The sequence below is a fragment of the Virgibacillus halodenitrificans JCM 12304 genome (assembly GCF_001310895.1).
In the GTDB taxonomy this organism is placed as follows: domain Bacteria; phylum Bacillota; class Bacilli; order Bacillales; family Amphibacillaceae; genus Virgibacillus_Q; species Virgibacillus_Q halodenitrificans.
The window spans coordinates 62,858-81,017 of the sequence record NZ_BAZS01000017.1; the positions used below are offsets into that span (position 1 = coordinate 62,858).

General features: G+C 36.8%; 18 protein-coding genes and 2 pseudogenes. 12 read left to right on the plus strand and 8 right to left on the minus strand.

The annotated features are described in order from the left end of the window. Positions 1 to 89 precede the first annotated feature (89 nt). Positions 90 to 998: a TIGR01777 family oxidoreductase gene (locus tag JCM12304_RS10455; protein ID WP_060680237.1), complete on the minus strand. Its 909-nt coding sequence runs from the start codon at positions 996 to 998 to the stop codon at positions 90 to 92. Between the two features lie 125 nt (positions 999 to 1,123). On the opposite strand from JCM12304_RS10455, the gene recX reads away from it, so the two are divergent. Next, positions 1,124 to 1,936 carry a recombination regulator RecX gene (gene recX, locus JCM12304_RS10460; RefSeq protein WP_060680239.1) on the plus strand — a complete coding sequence of 271 codons (813 nt, stop codon included), beginning with the start codon at positions 1,124 to 1,126 and terminating at the stop codon, positions 1,934 to 1,936. Positions 1,937 to 1,990: 54 nt separating this feature from the next. Here the strand turns inward: recX and JCM12304_RS10465 are convergent, their stop codons facing one another. Next, positions 1,991 to 2,650, minus strand: coding sequence for an SDR family NAD(P)-dependent oxidoreductase (locus JCM12304_RS10465; protein WP_060680241.1), 660 nt, complete (start codon positions 2,648 to 2,650; stop codon positions 1,991 to 1,993). Between the two features lie 107 nt (positions 2,651 to 2,757). Here JCM12304_RS10465 and JCM12304_RS10470 point away from each other — a divergent pair, with 107 nt between their 5' ends. Next, complete coding sequence (locus JCM12304_RS10470; RefSeq protein ID WP_060680243.1) at positions 2,758 to 3,096, plus strand: YfhH family protein; 339 nt, start codon at positions 2,758 to 2,760, stop codon at positions 3,094 to 3,096. A gap of 259 nt (positions 3,097 to 3,355) precedes the next feature. Here the strand turns inward: JCM12304_RS10470 and JCM12304_RS10475 are convergent, their stop codons facing one another. Next, positions 3,356 to 4,342 carry a metal-dependent hydrolase gene (locus JCM12304_RS10475; RefSeq protein WP_019375457.1) on the minus strand — a complete coding sequence of 329 codons (987 nt, stop codon included), beginning with the start codon at positions 4,340 to 4,342 and terminating at the stop codon, positions 3,356 to 3,358. Positions 4,343 to 4,473: 131 nt separating this feature from the next. On the opposite strand from JCM12304_RS10475, the gene mutY reads away from it, so the two are divergent. Next, entirely contained in the window at positions 4,474 to 5,535 is a 1,062-nt protein-coding gene (mutY, locus tag JCM12304_RS10480; RefSeq protein ID WP_060680245.1) for an A/G-specific adenine glycosylase, read from the plus strand. A gap of 235 nt (positions 5,536 to 5,770) precedes the next feature. On the opposite strand, the gene yfhS is transcribed toward mutY, so the two are convergent. Beyond that, a complete protein-coding gene (gene yfhS, locus JCM12304_RS19585; RefSeq protein WP_019375459.1) occupies positions 5,771 to 5,944 on the minus strand; it encodes a mother cell protein YfhS in 174 nt (57 codons plus the stop codon). Positions 5,945 to 6,086: 142 nt separating this feature from the next. Here yfhS and JCM12304_RS10485 point away from each other — a divergent pair, with 142 nt between their 5' ends. From JCM12304_RS10485 to JCM12304_RS10495, 3 genes and pseudogenes are all read left to right on the plus strand, one after another. After that, complete coding sequence (locus JCM12304_RS10485; RefSeq protein ID WP_019375460.1) at positions 6,087 to 6,257, plus strand: gamma-type small acid-soluble spore protein; 171 nt, start codon at positions 6,087 to 6,089, stop codon at positions 6,255 to 6,257. Between the two features lie 277 nt (positions 6,258 to 6,534). Then, entirely contained in the window at positions 6,535 to 7,062 is a 528-nt protein-coding gene (gene ntdP / locus JCM12304_RS10490; protein ID WP_060680247.1) for a nucleoside tri-diphosphate phosphatase, read from the plus strand. A 75-nt stretch (positions 7,063 to 7,137) separates the two neighbouring features. After that, positions 7,138 to 8,893: pseudogene (locus tag JCM12304_RS10495) on the plus strand (ABC transporter ATP-binding protein). Positions 8,894 to 8,929: 36 nt separating this feature from the next. On the opposite strand, the pseudogene JCM12304_RS10500 reads toward JCM12304_RS10495, so the two are convergent. Further along, a pseudogene (locus tag JCM12304_RS10500) lies at positions 8,930 to 10,220 on the minus strand (glutamate-1-semialdehyde 2,1-aminomutase). 168 nt (positions 10,221 to 10,388) lie between these two features. Here JCM12304_RS10500 and JCM12304_RS10505 point away from each other — a divergent pair. The 5 genes from JCM12304_RS10505 to perR all read left to right on the plus strand — a co-directional run bounded on the left by JCM12304_RS10505 (position 10,389) and on the right by perR (position 13,819). Further along, the gene (locus JCM12304_RS10505) at positions 10,389 to 10,820 is read left to right on the plus strand and encodes a potassium channel family protein (protein WP_060680248.1); all 432 of its coding nucleotides are present in this window, start codon (positions 10,389 to 10,391) and stop codon (positions 10,818 to 10,820) included. Positions 10,821 to 10,873: 53 nt separating this feature from the next. Continuing rightward, complete coding sequence (gene bcp, locus JCM12304_RS10510; protein ID WP_060680250.1) at positions 10,874 to 11,341, plus strand: thioredoxin-dependent thiol peroxidase; 468 nt, start codon at positions 10,874 to 10,876, stop codon at positions 11,339 to 11,341. A gap of 205 nt (positions 11,342 to 11,546) precedes the next feature. Beyond that, positions 11,547 to 12,173, plus strand: coding sequence for a sugar transferase (locus JCM12304_RS10515; RefSeq protein WP_019375466.1), 627 nt, complete (start codon positions 11,547 to 11,549; stop codon positions 12,171 to 12,173). Between the two features lie 76 nt (positions 12,174 to 12,249). Beyond that, positions 12,250 to 13,197, plus strand: coding sequence for a D-2-hydroxyacid dehydrogenase (locus JCM12304_RS10520; RefSeq protein WP_082388028.1), 948 nt, complete (start codon positions 12,250 to 12,252; stop codon positions 13,195 to 13,197). Positions 13,198 to 13,369: 172 nt separating this feature from the next. Next, positions 13,370 to 13,819, plus strand: a complete 450-nt coding sequence (gene perR, locus JCM12304_RS10525; protein WP_033353393.1) for a peroxide-responsive transcriptional repressor PerR — start codon at positions 13,370 to 13,372, stop codon at positions 13,817 to 13,819. Between the two features lie 194 nt (positions 13,820 to 14,013). Here perR and pabB read toward each other — a convergent pair whose 3' ends face one another. From pabB to JCM12304_RS10540, 3 genes are read right to left on the minus strand one after another with little or no spacing between them, the layout of a single operon-like run. Further along, complete coding sequence (gene pabB / locus JCM12304_RS10530) at positions 14,014 to 15,744, minus strand: aminodeoxychorismate synthase component I (RefSeq protein WP_060680255.1); 1,731 nt, start codon at positions 15,742 to 15,744, stop codon at positions 14,014 to 14,016. Further along, the gene (locus JCM12304_RS10535; RefSeq protein WP_060680257.1) at positions 15,722 to 16,321 is read right to left on the minus strand and encodes an anthranilate synthase component II; all 600 of its coding nucleotides are present in this window, start codon (positions 16,319 to 16,321) and stop codon (positions 15,722 to 15,724) included. Before JCM12304_RS10535 ends, pabB begins: the two co-directional genes overlap by 23 nt. Before the next feature lie 44 nt (positions 16,322 to 16,365). Continuing rightward, on the minus strand, positions 16,366 to 16,758 hold the full coding sequence (locus JCM12304_RS10540) for a YgzB family protein (RefSeq protein WP_060680259.1): 393 nt from the start codon (positions 16,756 to 16,758) through the stop codon (positions 16,366 to 16,368). Positions 16,759 to 16,890: 132 nt separating this feature from the next. Between JCM12304_RS10540 and JCM12304_RS10545 the strand changes: the two genes are divergently transcribed. Beyond that, positions 16,891 to 17,766 (plus strand): nucleotidyltransferase-like protein, encoded by an 876-nt coding sequence (locus tag JCM12304_RS10545; protein WP_060680261.1) that lies wholly within the window; start codon positions 16,891 to 16,893, stop codon positions 17,764 to 17,766. Positions 17,767 to 18,160: the final 394 nt, after the last annotated feature.

Below are 18,160 nucleotides of genomic sequence, written 5' to 3' on the forward strand. Positions count from 1 at the left end.
TATTTTACACATTATTATTGAAAAAGGGAATAACTTTTTTTGTCAAAATGAATATTTTTTTGTGGAAAAATAAATGAATAATTATCAAGTTATTTATTAAAGTCTTGGTGTCTTTGCTTAATATGTTGTAAGGCTTCTTTAAGATAAGGAAAGCTAAATTCGAATTGGTTATCGAGTGCCTTTTGAGGCAATACATATTGTCCTTTATTGACTAAAATCGCCATTTCTCCAACAACAAGCCTGATGAGTGGTGAAGGTACTGGCAACCAGTAGGGACGATGCAAAACACTGGCAAGTGAACGCATGAAGTCTTTATTTCTTTTAGGGTGAGGAGAGGTGACATTAATTGGTCCTTTCATTTCTTTATTGAAAATACAAAACTCAATTAGTCTAACAACATCCTCGATATGAACCCATGAAAGCCACTGCTCTCCATTGCCGATTTTTCCTCCCGCAAACAGTTTTACGGGGAGCTGCATATAAGGGAGGGAGCCTTCCTCACCTAATATTACCCCAAATCTGGTAAAGACAGTGCGAATATCAAAGTCCTCAGCTTTTTTTGCAGCCTTTTCCCACTGAGTAGTAACATGGGCCAGAAAGTCATTACCCGATTGTTTCGTAGCTTCAGTAAATATGAGGTCCTCTGAAGTCCCATAATAACCGACTGCTGAACCGCTAATAAGAACATCCGGCTTTGTTTTCATTTTCTGAAGCAAATCTATAACGTGATTAGTTGTGTTAATGCGACTGGATAGAATGGCATCCTTCTTCTTTTTTGACCAATATCCGAATAAGGATTCTCCTGCCAAGTTCACTACCGCATGTATAACAGGGAGCTTCTCCGCAGGATAATCATAGCCAATGAATGTGGTGAGATTTGTGTTCTCTTTATTTTCAGGAGATCTGGTAAGTATGTACGTATGGTGATCCTTTTTATGCAGTGATGCAGTAAGGTGCTTTCCAACAAATCCTGTTCCTCCGGTTATTAATATGTTCATTTTTTGTCACCTGCCCTATACTATTAATACTAAATCTTCGTTCTATTATATGCTATTTTTCGATTCTTATTGTAGTGTTCGGATAATCTATACATGTTACTATAGGGAAAGGGGGTGAGGTGTTTATGAAGATTTCCCGAATCACTACACAAAAGAAAAATAAGAATCGGTATAATATCTTTTTGGATGATGGTCAAAAAGAAACGTATGGATTTAGTGTGGATGAAGCCATCTTAGTTGAGTATCAGCTACGTAAAAATATGGAGCTGGATGCTTCTATGATTGAGATGCTTGTCCAAAAAGATACGATACATAAATCATATACCCAAACGATCAACTTTTTAAGCTACCGTATGCGTACAAAAAAAGAAATCCGAGATTATTTGTTAAAGAAGGAAGTCAATGAGGAACACATACCTGTTATTATGGAAAAACTGGAAAAAGAGAATTTGATTGATGATCGTCAATTTGCTGACATGTTTGTACGATCTCGAATCAATACATCTTCTAAAGGTCCCATGCTCATAAAAAAAGAACTGATAGAAAAGGGAGTGGCAGCTGATATTGCTGGCCAAGCGACAGAAAGTTATTCTTTTGAGAAGCAATATGAAAAAGTCCTTAAATGGATTAACAAAAGAATGAATCAAAAGAAAAAGGATTCTTATCGCAAACAATTACAGCAAGCACAGGCTAACCTGGTTCAAAAAGGATTTACACAGGAAGTGATCCAAGAGGCAATAGCGAACATGGAAGAGACTAAAGATGGAGATGCTGAATGGGAGGCTGTTTTATACCAAGGAGAAAAATTGTGGCACAAGCACTCCAGAAAAGAAGAAGGGTATTATCTTCGCAACAAAGTAAAAGAAGGCTTATACCGCAAAGGCTTTTCCCTGGAATTAATCAATCGCTTTTTGGATGAAAAGGCGGAGGGAGAATGAAAGTTTGCTAAAAGAAAAAGGATGCACGACTTTGTACATCCTTAACTGCAATTCCTATTTGTCGATAATTATTTCCTTCCTGCCGTCATCCTGCTCAATGATTTTTTTCGCTACAGATTGAGGACTTTGCAGACCGGAAGCATCCTTCACATGGGTCGAATCCTTCCAAAAAGGTGTATTCATTCCGCCCATATAAACAGATGTGATTGTATGTTCCTCATGTTCCCACTCTTTCTGGAGGCTTTCCGTAAATCCCCGAATTGCAAATTTACTTGCGCAATATAATGATTCATTCTTTTTACCACGTAACCCTGCAGTAGATATGACTGTCAATATTCTTCCTTTACTTTCTTTAATAAGTGGAGCAGCTGACTGAACGGTAAAAATCGTTCCCTTTACGTTTGTATCAAGAATGTTCTCAATTTCTTCTAATGTATAATTATTTAGAGGGCCAAAAATACCTGTTCCTGCATTATTGATAAACAGGTCAAGCCGACCAATTTGTTGGAAGGCAACACTCACAGAAGCCTGTTCTCTAACATCACAAAGAATAACTTCTGCTTGACCACCAGCTTGCATTATTTTTTCTTTCACGATTTGTAGTTTTGTATCTGTTCTGCCGAGTAAAAATAGTTTATACCCTTTCGCGGCATATTCAATTGCCAAGGCTCTTCCTAACCCTGTACCTGCACCTGTAATAGCTGCATTTGGCATTATATCCCTCCTGTAGTATAGAAATACCAGTTCTTATTTAGAAAACATTATTCCCATTGTCTTAAACAATTGGTAAAATGTAAAATGATAGGTAGAGAGGGGTGTTAATGATGGCAAATAATTATAGATATAGTGATTATACAATAGAACAATTAAGAGCAGAGATCGGCAAGTTAAAGGAGAAGGCACAGAAAGCGGAGCAGCTTGGCAATGTTTCAGAAGTCGCAATAAATGAACGAAAGATGCAGGTTGCCTTAGCCTACACTTTAAATCCGGAGGAGTTTATCCCGGGAGAAGTTTATGGGCTGAAGAATGATCCAGGTTATACATTTAAAATAAATTATGTGAATGGAGTCTTTGCATGGGGGCATAGAAGGAATCTCCTCCAAGAAGAATTCAAAGAAGAAGAAGCGATTCCTATTTCTTTATTGGAAGAAGCGAAATAGAAGATCTCAATTATTGAGGTGACGATACATCCAAGTAGGGATTTACGAAGTGGAAGCTTGTTGCCGGTAAGTTATAATCAATTTAGAGCTGAAAATAACAAAACAGCAGGTGGCTTGCCTGCTGTTTCATATTTAAGATTTTCTTTATCAAGTTGTGAAAAGGAGATCAATCAAGATCGCTATGTGGGACAACCCTGGTTCGCCTTGCTTATTGAGTCGCAGTTTGTATGTTGTTAAACAGGCGCGTCTGTTTTTATATTTATACCGGAGATTCTTCTACATATAATTTGCTCTGTAGTTTCTTTTCAGAGAAAATCCATCCTGTGTAGGAGCTGATGATGTTCATATTATCACTAATTTGTACTACCGCAACGAAAGGGTAATAGCCTTTAGAACGGTAACGCAAATCAATAAATCGAACCTCGGTAAAATCATCATAATCGTTGATCTCCCAACGGTAAACAGGGGAAAAGGATAAAAATGCTGAAATGTTTTTATCTGTTAATGCCTTATTCATTATTTCTGTTTCCGGAAGGGGTTTCTTAATAAACTCATCTACAATTTCGATATGGCCGTTTTCTACTGCACCAACATAGAACTTCGATTTTGTCGTTATCGCTACACGCCAGTAGTTCTGCTTTATTGTTGGCGAGGTTGCAATTTTTTCTGTTTCAGGAAAATAGCTTTTAACTTTTTTAACAATTTCCCTTTTATCTAGATATCTTTTAATATAATAAAGGAAAATTACCGAGTAGATAATTAACCACGTATATCCAGGGTTCGCCCCAAGTGCCCATACGCAAATCCCTGCTATATGCAGGATAAATATATATGGATCAAATGTGTTAATAAAACCATGGGCTACCCATTTATTTGTAAACGGCCGATATGCTTGTGTCCCATATGCATTGAATATATCTACGAATACATGGAGTATTACTGCTAAGGCGGTCCATAACCATAAGTTGAAAAACTCTACTTGTGGCACAAACAAATGTATAATACTTGAAATAAGGATGCCCCACATAATAACAGCAGGCAGAGAATGAGTTACTCCCCGGTGATGACGTATATAAGTGGCGTTATTTTTTAATTTTAAAACGGTATCAAAATCAGGTGCATGAGAACCTACAATTGTTCCCACGAGAACTGCATTAAATAATGCTGGATCACTTTGAACGGCAGGATCTAATGTAGCAATGCCGCCAAGTGCTACACCCATTACGATATGTGTGCCAGTATCCATTAAAAAGGTCCTCCTCCAGTGGTAGGGTTAATATTTAAAATTTGTTCAAAATTGTTTTCTTAGAAAGTTAGACAGTATTAAGTACAAGTAGAAAATATATATTTTTATTGTACCATATAGGAAGTGATTTTATGATTAATAAAAGCTTACAAAACATTGACATTACGCGTTTTCAAAGAAATTTAGTTAATTGGTATAAGATCAATCAACGGGATTTGCCCTGGAGAATGAATCAAGATCCTTACCGTGTTTGGGTTTCTGAAATTATGCTTCAGCAAACAAAAGTAGACACAGTTATTCCCTATTTCCATCGCTTCATGGAAAAGTTCCCCGCGCTGGAAGATTTAGCTGCTGCGGACGAACAGGAAGTCCTGAAAGCATGGGAGGGTTTAGGATACTATTCCCGAGCACGGAACCTGCAAAACGCCGTCCGTGAAGTAGTAGCAGAATATGGGGGAGAAGTTCCTTCTGATCCAAAAGATCTTGGGGCATTAAAAGGAGTGGGCCCTTATACAAAAGGGGCTATTCTATCTATTGCATTCAATCAAGCTGAGCCTGCAGTCGATGGAAATGTGATGCGGGTTTTTTCTCGTGTGCTTCGAATAGAAGAGGATATAACGCTGCAACGGACCAAGAAGCTTTTTGAAATCTATGTAAAAGAGATGATTGATAAAGATGATCCTTCCTCTTTTAACCAAGCCGTGATGGAACTAGGGGCTCTCATTTGTACACCTAAAGCGCCAGCATGTCTATTTTGTCCTGTTCAAGAACAATGCAGTGCTTTTGCTGAAGGTATTCAGGAAGAATTGCCGATAAAGAAAAAAGCAAAAAAACAAAAGACACTTCCATATATTGTTCCTTTAATAAAGAATACTAGCGATCAATATCTGATTGAAAAGCGGCCGGATCAAGGTTTGTTAGCAAATCTATGGCAATTTCCTATGGTCCCGAAAGAAGAAGTGGATAACCTGGGAAATTGGTTTTACAATGAATATGGAATATCGATTGAATTAGACCGTAAAGTTGGTAATTTGAAACATGTTTTTTCTCATATTATATGGGAACTGGATATTTATGAAGCATCCACAACTGTTGAAAGACTCTTAGGAAACGATATTCGCTTTGTTTCCAAGGAAGAGATGTCCGCATACCCATTCCCCGTCTCTCATCAAAAAATGATGGATTACTTATAAGAGGCTGGGATAAAATTTTATACATTGAAAATCCGAACCCGATTTGTATTACTAATGAATCATGGTTCGGATTTATTTTTGAAATTAGCGAAACATTTTCTGGAGCGGGTTTCCATACTTTAAAATATTTGCCTTAAGAAGAACACACGGTCATATCCAGATCGGTGCTGGACCTTGGAGATCGCTACTACGAAGTCTTGATTAAGTTTGTCAGGGGGTAACCAAGACGTTTTTCTTAATCTCTACTTTGCATTTCTTTATTTATTTCATGTAGTATGGATAGCCCTTCAGGGTTTACATACGGTAATAGTTGGGATAATGCATGTTGAAAATAGTAAAGTTCATCATCATGCCATTTTGTCTTCGACATCATGGAAAGCTCTGTGAAATCTCTTCTGCTTGTGTCCATCCTATTCCCTCCATAATGAGTAGTACATTATTATAATTTACTTAACCAAAATATTTATTCCGTTAAGGGATATTTTACCAATATTTGATAAGCATAATAACATTTGAAGGTGGACAGATTAATTATTGCGGAGGTGATAATGATGGCTAAAAAACCTAACCAAACTACTTCAGGTACAAACGTTCAGCATGTAAAGCAACAAAACCAAAAAGCTGCTCAAGGACAAGGGCAATACGGTACTGAATTTGCTTCTGAAACAAACGCTCAGGAAGTTAAAAAGCAAAATCAAAAATCACAACAAAATAAAAAATAGTATCTTCCCCCGATATGAAAAGAGTTTCTCTGTTGCAGTTGGATTGTGACAGAGGGACTCTTTTTAATTTTTCCATAATAATTTATTTATAAATTAAAAGAATCGAACTGTCGTTGGCGAGCAAGTACATCGATAAACATTTAGCCCGCTAATTTGCGAGGATAAACCTACCTTGTTTGCTCTTATAGTGGGCGTTATACTTTATATTTCCTATTGAAGCCCGTATAATGTAGTCAAGATTAGATACGGATTACAAACTAGGAGAAAGGGAGATAGGATGGTTGCGCCGAGGCCAGGTACCAAAATAAAGATACAAAGCTATAAACATAATGGACAACTTCATCGTGTTTGGGAAAACAGCCTTGTTTTAAAAGGAACAGAATCTATTGTTATTCTGGCCAATGATAAAACAAAAGTAGTGGAAAGCGATGGCAGGACTTGGATTACAAGAGAGCCTGCTATTTGTTACTTTCATTCCAAACATTGGTTTAACATCATTGGAATGTTACGTGATGATGGGATTTACTATTATTGCAACATAAGTTCTCCCTTTGTATATGATGAAGAAGCATTAAAGTATATTGACTATGATTTAGATGTTAAAATCTATCCAGACATGACATACGATCTTCTCGATGAGGATGAATATGAAGAGCATAGTAAATTGATGAATTATCCACGGGTGCTTGATCGTATTCTACATAATAATATGGATTATTTACTCCGGTGGGTTCGTCAAAAGAAAGGTCCTTTTTCTCCAGATTTTGTTGATGGCTGGTATGAGAGATATTTAACATATCGTTAAACCTGATAAAAAATTCCCCTTGTTACTTTAGTAGCGAGGTTTTTCTTTCAATTACGGGTAAAGGAAGTTTAAAACATGAGCAGTGTAAAGCAATACATGAAATTTGTAAAACCATATAAATGGAAAATAGTAGCTACTATATTAATTGGTATTATTAAATTCGGAATACCGTTATTAATGCCGCTCATACTTAAATATGTAATAGATAATATTATTAATGCAGAAGGACTGAGTTCTCCAGAGAAAACGACAAACTTATTATGGTTAATGGGTATATCCTTTGTAGTATTCCTCGTGCTACGTCCTCCTGTAGAATACATACGACAATATTTGGCGCAATGGGTAGGTAATAAAATCCTTTATGACATAAGGGATAGACTATTTGATCATCTGCAAAAACTTAGTTTGAAATATTACTCTAAGACAAAAACCGGGGAAATTATTTCCCGGGTAATACATGATGTCGAACAAACAAAAACTTTTGTAATGACAGGATTAATGAATGTATGGCTGGATTTAGTAACAATTCTTATTGCAATAGGTATTATGATGACAATGGATGTAGGCTTAACTCTCGTTGCAATAATACTATTTCCATTCTATGGGTTTTCGATTAAGTATTTCTATGGCAAATTAAGAAGCTTACCCGTGAAAGATCACAGGCTCTTGCGAGGTACAAGGACATTTGCATGAACGCGTCCAAGGTGTACCGGTTACCAGAAGCTTTGCATTGGAGGATTACGAGCAGAAGCAATTCAGTTACCGAAATGAGAACTTCCTGGATAAAGCATTGAAACACACCAGCTGGAATGCAAAAACATTTGCTGTTACCAATACCATTACTGATCTTGCTCCGTTACTTGTTATCGCGTACGCGGGGTATCAGGTCATTCATGGTAACTTGACGTTAGGTACAATGGTAGCTTTCGTTGGTTACATGGAAAGAGTATACAGTCCACTTCGACGACTAATTAATTCATCAACTACGCTTGTGCAATCTATTGCTTCAATTGATCGTGTTTTTGAATTACTTAATGAAAAATACGATGTTGTAGATAAAAAAGATGCAAAACAGCTTATGGATGTAGAAGGATATGTTGATATTGAAAATGTATCCTTTCGGTATGATGAGGAAGAGCTGGAAGTTCTTAATAACGTTACATTACATGTGAAGGCAGGAGAAACAATTGCATTTGTTGGTATGAGTGGTGGAGGAAAATCTACGTTAATTAGTTTAATCCCTCGTTTTTACGATGTTACCAAAGGAGCGATTAAAGTCGACGGAAATAATGTGCAACATGTAAATGCACGTTCGTTGCGTAATAATATTGGCATGGTGTTACAGGATAATACGTTATTTAGTGAATCTATTGCTATGAATATCCGAATGGGGAAACCTGATGCAACGGATGAAGAAGTGGTTGCTGCGGCTAAAGCTGCGAATGCTCACGAGTTTATTGAAAGTCTTCCTTACGGTTATGATACATTTGTTGGGGAACGAGGAGTTAAGTTATCTGGTGGTCAAAAACAGCGGATAGCTATCGCACGTGTATTTCTAAAAAACCCGCCAATTTTAATTTTTGATGAAGCTACGTCTGCGCTTGATTTGGAAAGTGAACATACAATTCAAGAGGCTTTAGAAAAGCTTGCCTCGGAAAGAACAACTTTCATTGTTGCTCACCGACTTGCAACAATTACACATGCAGATAGAATTGTGCTTATCGAAAATGGAGAAATTGTAGAAGTTGGTTCACATGAAGAATTAATGCGTAAGCAAGGCGGATATTATAATTTATACCAAGTGCAGCACTTGGATGATGGTACGATTTAATAAAAAAGCATCCTTTCAAAGGATGCTTTTTTATATCTATTCACTCATAGCCGCAAATGCTTTATCAACTGCGTCAATCGTTTGTTCTATATCTGTTTCTGTATGTGCTATTGTTAAGAACCATGCTTCGAATTTAGATGGGGCGAGATTAATCCCTTGCTTTAGCATTAGCTTAAAGAATTTTGCGAATGCCTCTCCATCACTTGCCTCGGCTTGATCATAATTAGTGATTTTTTGGTCTCCAAAATATAAAGTAAGCGCACCGCATAATCTATTCACAGATACAGGGATGCCGTGTTTTTTCGCCTGGTGAAGGATACCTGCCTCCAATTTTTCTCCCAATTGATCAAGTTTTTCGTAAACGCCTCTTCTTGAAGAACCTCTAAACAAGCAATTCCTGCTGCCATCGAGCGGGGTTACCTGCCATAGTTCCAGCTTGGTATGCAGGCCCGAGTGGTGCCACCTGTTCCATAATATCCATTCTGCCTCCATATGCTCCAATTGGAAGTCCGCCGCCAATAATTTTACCCATCGCTGTCATGTCTGGTTCAATACCATAAACTTGCTGGGCACTTCCATAGGTGAAGCGGAAGGCTGTAATAACTTCATCATAAATTACGAGAGCACCAGCTCTATGTGTGATGTCATTGACTGCTTCTAAGAAGCCTTCATGAGGTTCAACAATACCGAAGTTTCCAACAATTGGTTCTACCAAAACTGCTGCAATTTCGTCCCCCCATTTAGTTATTGCTTCGTTAAAGGCATCTAAGTCATTAAATGGTACAGTAATCACGTCTTGAGCAACAGCTTTAGGAATGCCCGCAGAATCTGGTGTTCCTAATGTAGCAGGACCAGAACCAGCTTGTACAAGAACCGCGTCAAAATGTCCGTGGTAGCAACCAGCAAATTTAATTACTTTGTTGCGACCAGTATAAGCTCTAGCTACACGAATAGTTGTCATTACTGCTTCTGTCCCGGAATTAACAAAACGCACTTTTTCCAGTGAAGGAATTGCTTCTTTAATCATTTTAGCAAATTGATTTTCCAATTTTGTTGGGGTGCCATATAGTACCCCGGTTGTAGCAGCATGAGCAATTGCTTTAGCTATATGCGGATGGGCATGGCCTGTAATAATTGGTCCATATGCTCCTAAATAGTCAATATATTTATTTCCGTCTACATCCCAAAAGTAAGCACCTTGTCCTCTTTCCATATAAACAGGAGTTCCACCTCCAACTCCTTTATAGGCACGTGATGGAGAATTAACTCCTCCCACAATATGTTGCAATGCTTCTTTATGTAATCGTTCTGAATTAGTAAAGTCCATTAAAAATTATCCTCCTTTAAGCATCAAATCAATTAACAATATAACAAAATAAACGATTAGAGTACATTACGGTTTCCCTACATTATCGTAAACCTCTTGTAAATAAATGACAAGCTTAAGAAAAAGAAGCATAGACTGATTATATAGAAAAGGATAGAGAGGGTTCCTATGAATACAATTCCTGTTATTAGCTTAATATTAATTAGCGTGATCATCCTTAAAAGCATTATTAATTTTATTCCAATTGGAAAATACAAGATAGAGTTAAAGGATAGCCGCTTTTCCTCTGAGCTATTCTTTACTCTATTTATTACGTATATTGTTGTGATTATAGGATTTGGTTTAGTGTATTTTATCCTCTCTTTACAAAATACTATCTTAGTGGAAAATGGCGAATTAAGAGAGGTAGGAAAACTCGGTTCTTTCATCCATTCGATGTATTTTAGTGGAGTAACCATTTTAACCATCGGCTATGGCGATATTACCCCAATCGGAATTGGGAGGTTGATCGCAATTGCTGAAGCACTTATTGGATATATATTGCCTGCCGCTTTTGTATTAAGAGTAGTGGAGTTAAGAGGGAGAAGTAGAGATGAATGAAGGATAAAGGTTACTATGGTATAGTAGACATACTATCATTCAGGAGGGGTATAATGGCTGTCGAAGTAGGTAAACAAGTAAAAGACTTCACATTACCTGACCAGCAGGGAAATGAAGTTCGTCTATCTGATTTTAAAGGCAAGAATGTAGTTCTTTATTTTTACCCAAAGGACATGACACCAGGCTGTACCACGGAGGCATGTGATTTCCGTGATGCATATGAAAGCTTTGGTGAGTTAGATGCAGTAATTATTGGTGTGAGCCCAGACCCGATTGAGCGGCATCAGAAGTTTATTGATAAACATGATTTGCCTTTTTTATTGCTTGCAGATGAGAATCATAAGTTGGCAGAGGAATTTGATGTATGGAAACTAAAGAAAAACTTTGGTAAAGAATATTATGGAATTGAGCGTTCAACATTTATACTTGATAAAGAAGGCAACTTAATTAAAGAATACCGAAAAGTGCGCGTGAAAGGGCATGTGGAAGCGGCACTTGAATATCTACGTGCAAATCAATAAAAGGTGTGAAGCAGTCTTTAACAGGCTGCTTTTTTTATGTTTTCTGGTCCCTATCGAGTACTACCAATTTTTTCTTGAATAACGCCATATGGATTTCGAATTGAAGTAAGTATACAGGATCTTTTTGTAATATAAAGGAATACGCAAGAATAGATTTTTAATAGAGAACGAGTTTTAATTCTATTAGAAATTAGGTGATTGTATGATGCATGAAAAACAAAAAGTATTAGTACGTTCACGAAAAAAGGGACTCTCGAGGTATTTTTTCATAAAGCGGACCATGGATATTTGTATAAGCATCATTCTATTATTTCTACTGTCTCCGTTACTTGCATTCATTAGTTACCAAATAGTAAAGAAAGAAGGAAGACCGATTCTGAGTCGGAAGTCGTGTGTTGGTAAAAATGGCAGAGGCTTTCAAATGCTTTATTTTCGTACAATGACCAACCCATCACGTGTCATTCATGCTTTTCCGGAAGCAAAAACAAAAACGATCCCAATTCATTATTATCAGCAATCCATCAGTATTGTTACGCCAACAGGCAGGTGGCTTAAGAAGTATAATCTAGATAAATTACCCCAATTATGGAATGTGTTAAAAGGGGAAATGAGCTTCGTTGGCCCGCTGGCAAAGGAGTCAGACAAAAATAATTTAGCGAATTCAAGCCGCCTTTCTATGAGACCAGGTTTGACCGGACTTAATTTAATAGAAGAAATTGAAAAACATAGCCAAGCGTATGGTGAAGAAGAACGCTTCTATTGTAAATATTGTTCATTTAAGTTGGATATAAAAATTGCTTGGAAATCAGTGAAAAAAACATTGACTAATTAAGATTCATAACCTTCTTAGTTTTCAATGCATATAAAATCCTTTAGTATAGAGTATATATTAAGGGAGGTTATGCATCTTGATCCTTTTTTCGGCAAAAATATCAGAAAAACATCAGACCAGATTAAAAGAAGAATTTACTGAACAGCAGTTCATTATGTGTTCCTCGATGGATGAAGCGAGCGCTTATTTGAAAGCAGCGGAAATATTAGTAACATATGGAGAAGATTTAACTCCTGAATTAATCGAACATGCCGCTCAATTAAAATGGATTATGGTTTTATCTGCAGGAATGGACCGGATGCCATTTGATGCTATTAAGGCTAAAGGAATTCTTGTAACCAATGCGCGTGGCATTCATAAAACACCGATGGCAGAGTATGCAATATCTATGCTACTTCAAGTATACCGACAGGCAAACACGTTAATGGAAAAAGAAAAGGCCCATGAATGGGATCGTAATGTTCGAATGGAAGAATTGAATGGAAAGACGATACTTGTGGCAGGGGCTGGAGCAATTGGCCAGGAAGTAGCTCGACTTGCAAAAGCTTTTCAAATGAAAACAATTGGTCTTTCAAGAAGTGGGGAGCAGAGAGAATACTTTGATGAAAATTATCAATCGACTGAGCTGGAGAGCTTATTGCCAGAAACAGATATCATTGTATCTGTGCTGCCCAGCACAAAAGAGACAAAAGATTTTTATACATATGAACATTTCAAAAAGCTTCCAAAGCATGCCGTGTTTTTAAATATGGGACGAGGGGATGCAGTGAAAACAGAAGTTATCTTAGATGCGATAAGAAATAAAGAAATAGCACATGCTGTTTTAGATGTTTTTGAAGAAGAGCCTCTACCAAATGACCATCCTTTTTGGGATGAGGAAAATATTACTGTTACACCACATTTGTCAGGGATTTCCAAGCTATACCAAACCCGGTCATTAGATATTTTTGAAGAAAATCTTAAGATATACCTTCAAGGTAAGGATGATTTTGTAAACAAAATTGATGTTAGCAGGGGTTATTAAAAGAACCTTATTAAAATGGTTCATGCAGTCTAAGTGGAAATATTAGTTATAATGATTCTTAATTTATAATATACTTTTATTGACAGAGAGCCATGGTAAGCAGTACACTATTTATAAAGATTATAAATTGATAATATCCTTATAATTAGACAAAATACTGAAAGAGAGGTGGATGACGGTGTCTGAAAAACGTTTACGACAAGCAATAGATACACTAAAAGAATCAGGCGTCCGGATCACACCACAACGCCATGCGGTATTGGAATATCTTTTAAATTCCATGGTTCATCCAACAGCCGATGAAATATATAAAGCACTGGAAGGTAAATTTCCGAATATGAGTGTTGCAACAGTTTATAATAATCTGCGTGTCCTGAAAGAAATAGGGTTGGTAAGAGAGCTCACCTATGGAGATGCTTCAAGCAGATTTGATTGTAATACTTCCGAGCATTATCATGCTATATGTGAATCATGCGGAAAAATAGTTGATTTCCACTACCCTCCATTGGATGAAGTAGAATCATTGGCGGAGCAGGTTACTGGTTTCGATGTGAGTCATCACCGGATGGAAGTGTATGGAACGTGCGAAGCGTGCCAACAAGTCGCCACACAAAAGCATTAATACTCCACAAATGGCAATAGCCTGAACAAGTTATTTTCGCTTTATAAATTTTTTATCTATAAAAACCCAAATGTGTAACATGCGCATTTGGGTTTTCTTGCTGTTTTAGGGGGGAGAGGCTAAATGAACAACGGCATCTATAGGTGTGACCAGTTCAGATCGATAAAAAGAATCCACAAAGTTATTTCTTGAAATCAAACCAGTTTTACTTCAACCCATCTCCTCACGCTATTTATCAGCCAAATTCGAGAATAGGAAGGAAGCTCATCGAGCAATATTTCCTTTACTTCTATTTCCCCCTTATCGAGAAGTTGCTCTCGAAATGTTCCTGCCAAAAGACCTGATTCAACTGGAGGGGTATACCGCTTTCCGTTTTTTTCTACAACAATGTTGCCGTTAGTAAATTCCGTTACTTCTTTATTTTCATTCCATAAGAGTACATCGAATACATCCGTATTTGAAGTAAGATGTTCCTTGTAGATAGCACGGTTCGTCGTTTTATAATATAGAAATGGGTTGGTACGATCAATTGGTTTAGTTGCAAGGCCAACAGACAGAATATTGGTAAAGGGAGAAGCGGCTTTTGCTTCGATTTCCGTGTCGCCGTTCTCGTTTACAAGTAAACGGACTTTCCAAAGATCATCATTCAAATCTTCTAGGTAGTTAGTTAAATCCTGTTTGATCTTTTTCGTATCTATTTGGAAATTAAAAAAGTCGGCAGTTTTTCTTAAGCGTTCTAGATGTAATTCTAACAGGAATAATTCCCCATTCTCATACCCGATTGATTCTAATAGTTGGAATGGTTCATGTTTTACATCCAACACCTTGGCTTTCGTGATGACCTCTTCATATTCCTCATCCGTTTTTGAATCCCAAGTTATCCCGCCGCCCACTCCATAAGTAACATTTCCTTTTTCTTTGTCTAAAATAACCGTTCGAATTGGTACGTTAAAGACAGCCTCATTTTTCGGTGTGATGTAACCCATTGTTCCACAATATACATCTCTCGGCTCATCCTCCAGCTCATTAATGATTCTCATCGTGCTAATTTTAGGTGCGCCTGTAATTGAACCACATGGAAAAAGTGCTTTAAATATATCGGTAATTGTGTGTTGCGCTCCTATTTCAGCTGTAACTGTTGAAGTCATTTGATGGACAGTAGGGTATGTTTCAATAGAAAATAATTCAGGTACTTTAACTGTTCCAGGAATGGCAATTGCCCCTAAGTCATTTCGTAACAAGTCAACAATCATCACATTTTCCGCTCGATTTTTTTCGGAATGATAAAGCCATTCTTTATTTTTGGTATCCTCAAAAGTTGTATTTGCTCGTGCTACAGTCCCTTTCATTGGTCTTGTGGTTAATTTCCCTTCTTTTAAATGGAAGAATAATTCCGGCGACGCTGATAGAATGGAGTAATCACCAATATCAAAATAGGCACTGTAATTTGCAGATTGAGCTTTACTCAAGCTGGTATAGTACGATAAAGGATCACCATGGAAGGCTGCATGCATCCGTACAGTATAATTCACTTGGTATGTATTTCCGCTTTCAATTTGCTCTTTTATCTTATTTAAGTACTTCTCATATTCAGCCTTGGAGCTACGGTGTGACCACTTAGAAGTCCGGAATGGTTTATAGCTTTTAATCTCTCTTTGCTCAGGCTCATTAAAGATACCAAACCACAGTAAAGGGAGATTTGGGTTGGAATGAGTGAATGCTGCATGGTCAAAGGCAGAGGCAGCTTCATAGGAAAGATAGCCTGCAGCGTAATAGCCTTTATTTACAAGGTGTTGAATTTCTGCTAATGCTGGAAGCACTTCAGTTATAGATGAAGCTTGAATGATACGATCAGGATGTTGAAAAAGTAATGGAGCTTCATTTTTATCATTTGTACGGAAATTAAAATAGAGCAGGGGATCCATTCATTGGCACCTCTTTCTTTTTAAAAAAGTTTTTTAAAATCTCTAATCCCTGTTCAGTTAGAATTGCTTCTGGATGGGATTGGATGGATTCTATCGGATACAAGCTATGTCTTAATGCCATGATTTCTCCTTTATTCGTCCTAGCTGTTATATGGAGGCAATCAGGTACTGTAGTTGTATCGACAACAAGAGAGTGATATCTGGTCACAGTTAGCGGGTTGTTTAAGCCCTGGAATATACCCTTACCATCATGTTGAATGGATGATACTTTTCCATGCATAGGCTGTTCCGCTTTAATAACGCTTGCTCCAAAGGCTTGGGCAATAACCTGATGCCCCAAACATACTCCGAAAATAGGTAGTTGCTTATAAAAGTGTTCTACTACTTCTAAACAAATCCCTGCTTGATCTGGGCAACCAGGTCCAGGAGAAATTAATATATGAGATGGTTCCATTTCTTCTATTTCTTTAATAGTTATTTCATCATTACGCTTTATCCTGATCTCTAAATCGAGTTGTTTCAAATATTGTACGATATTATGAGTGAAGGAATCGTAATTGTCGATAACAAATATCATTGTAGTCCTCTTTCCGATAAAAAACTCCGCCACGAAGACGGAGTTTAATTATCCTTATTTTTTTGCTGTGACTTTAGTTCTTTTTTATATTTCCTCGTGTTATACTTCTCATCAAATTCTTTGCCTTCCAAATTCTTATCAAGTGTAAGTGGCTGTTTGCAATGCATGCAAGCATCTACACGACCTAGCATTTTTGTTGGCTTTTCGCAATTTGGACAGACAATAGGGACAGCTTTTAGTGATAATGTGCCAATCCAAAGGTAAACAACACAACTAAGCACAACCATTATTACTCCCAGAATGAAAAAGGTAACCATCAACCACTCTATCTTCTTTGTTAAAATTCCACCATACATTAAAAGAATCCCTGCAAAAATTAGTATTAATGCAAATGATCTTATTTTATTTATTTTACTTGAATAAACTAATTGCGCCATGCTTATCCTCCTTAATAATACAATAGTCAGTATAGCATATTTTAAAGAAAAGTTTGATGAAGAAAAAGGAATTCACGTAAATGTAACGAATTATTATATATAGAAATAGAAATAAATTGGAGGAAATCTGCAATGGAAAATTTCCTGAGACCTATATATCAAGAACATGCCAGTGATGCTGACACTTTGGGAATACTAATTATGGAAAGAACTAAACAAAATAGTCCAGTTACTGATAACTTTGACGTCATCCTGCTTATTATAATGAAGGAAGCAAAACAGGATTGGCATGTAAAACATTATGAATTTGATGATAAAACTGCTGCCATGCATGTAGTTAAAGAAGATGTACTTATGGAATGGATTGATAAAAGTGGATACCGAAGAGCGGTCGAGTGGATTATTTATGGACGGGTTATTTTTGACCGGAATGAATACATTTACCATTTGAAAGACCAGCTTAGGGATTTTCCGAATGAAAAGCGAAACTCTCGTAAGATGTTAGAGTTTGGAAAGCTAGTAAAAAGCTTTAATGAGGCAAAAGACTTGTATGAGTCAGGCGATTACAAAGATGCAAACAGTAAAATTCTGTACTCCCTGCATTATTTAGCTCGACTGGCGGTTATTGAAAAAGGCTATTATCCGGAAGTAACTGTCTGGAGTCAGGTGAAGCAAATAGATCTTGAAGTTTATAAGTTATATGAAGAATTCATTGAAGGAAACGAAGAGTTAGAGAAAAGAATTCAGCTAATGATTATAGCTATGGATTTTGTATTAAGCAGCAGGGCACTTGCTTCCTCACAACAACTTTTAACTGTAATGAAGACAAAAGACACACCTTGGTCTTACGGAGAATTAATTGAGCATCCTGATATTAAGGATTTTTCTCTTGATCTCACAGCTATTATTTCTTACTTAATTGAGAAAGAAATAATAATGACGGTTAAGCAGGAAACTAAAGGTATAGATGTATACCATCGGAAGTATATGATCAACGAAGAGAGTTAAATGAAGTTAGATGAATGGATTCTCGTCTAAGGTGAGGATCCATTTCTATCTATTTGATTATAGATAGTGTCCTTAATTGCAATGATTTAGGGGCTAGATTGCGTTGTATGTCACAATGTGTAATAATTTGTTAAAGTTTTTGTTGACTTTGTAATGTAACCATGATAAAGTTAAATCCGTCGCAAAAAACGAATGGATTTTTGGTCAGACAGCGAAAAAAATATATAAATTACTTATTGACTTAGCTCAAGTAAGTGTGATATATTAATAAAGTCGCCAAATTGATTAGCGGCACAACAGCTTATGAAATAACAAAAAAGTTGTTGACATGATATCTGAAACATGATATATTAATAAGGTCGCTATTTTAAATGAGTGACTAACAAATTCGTTC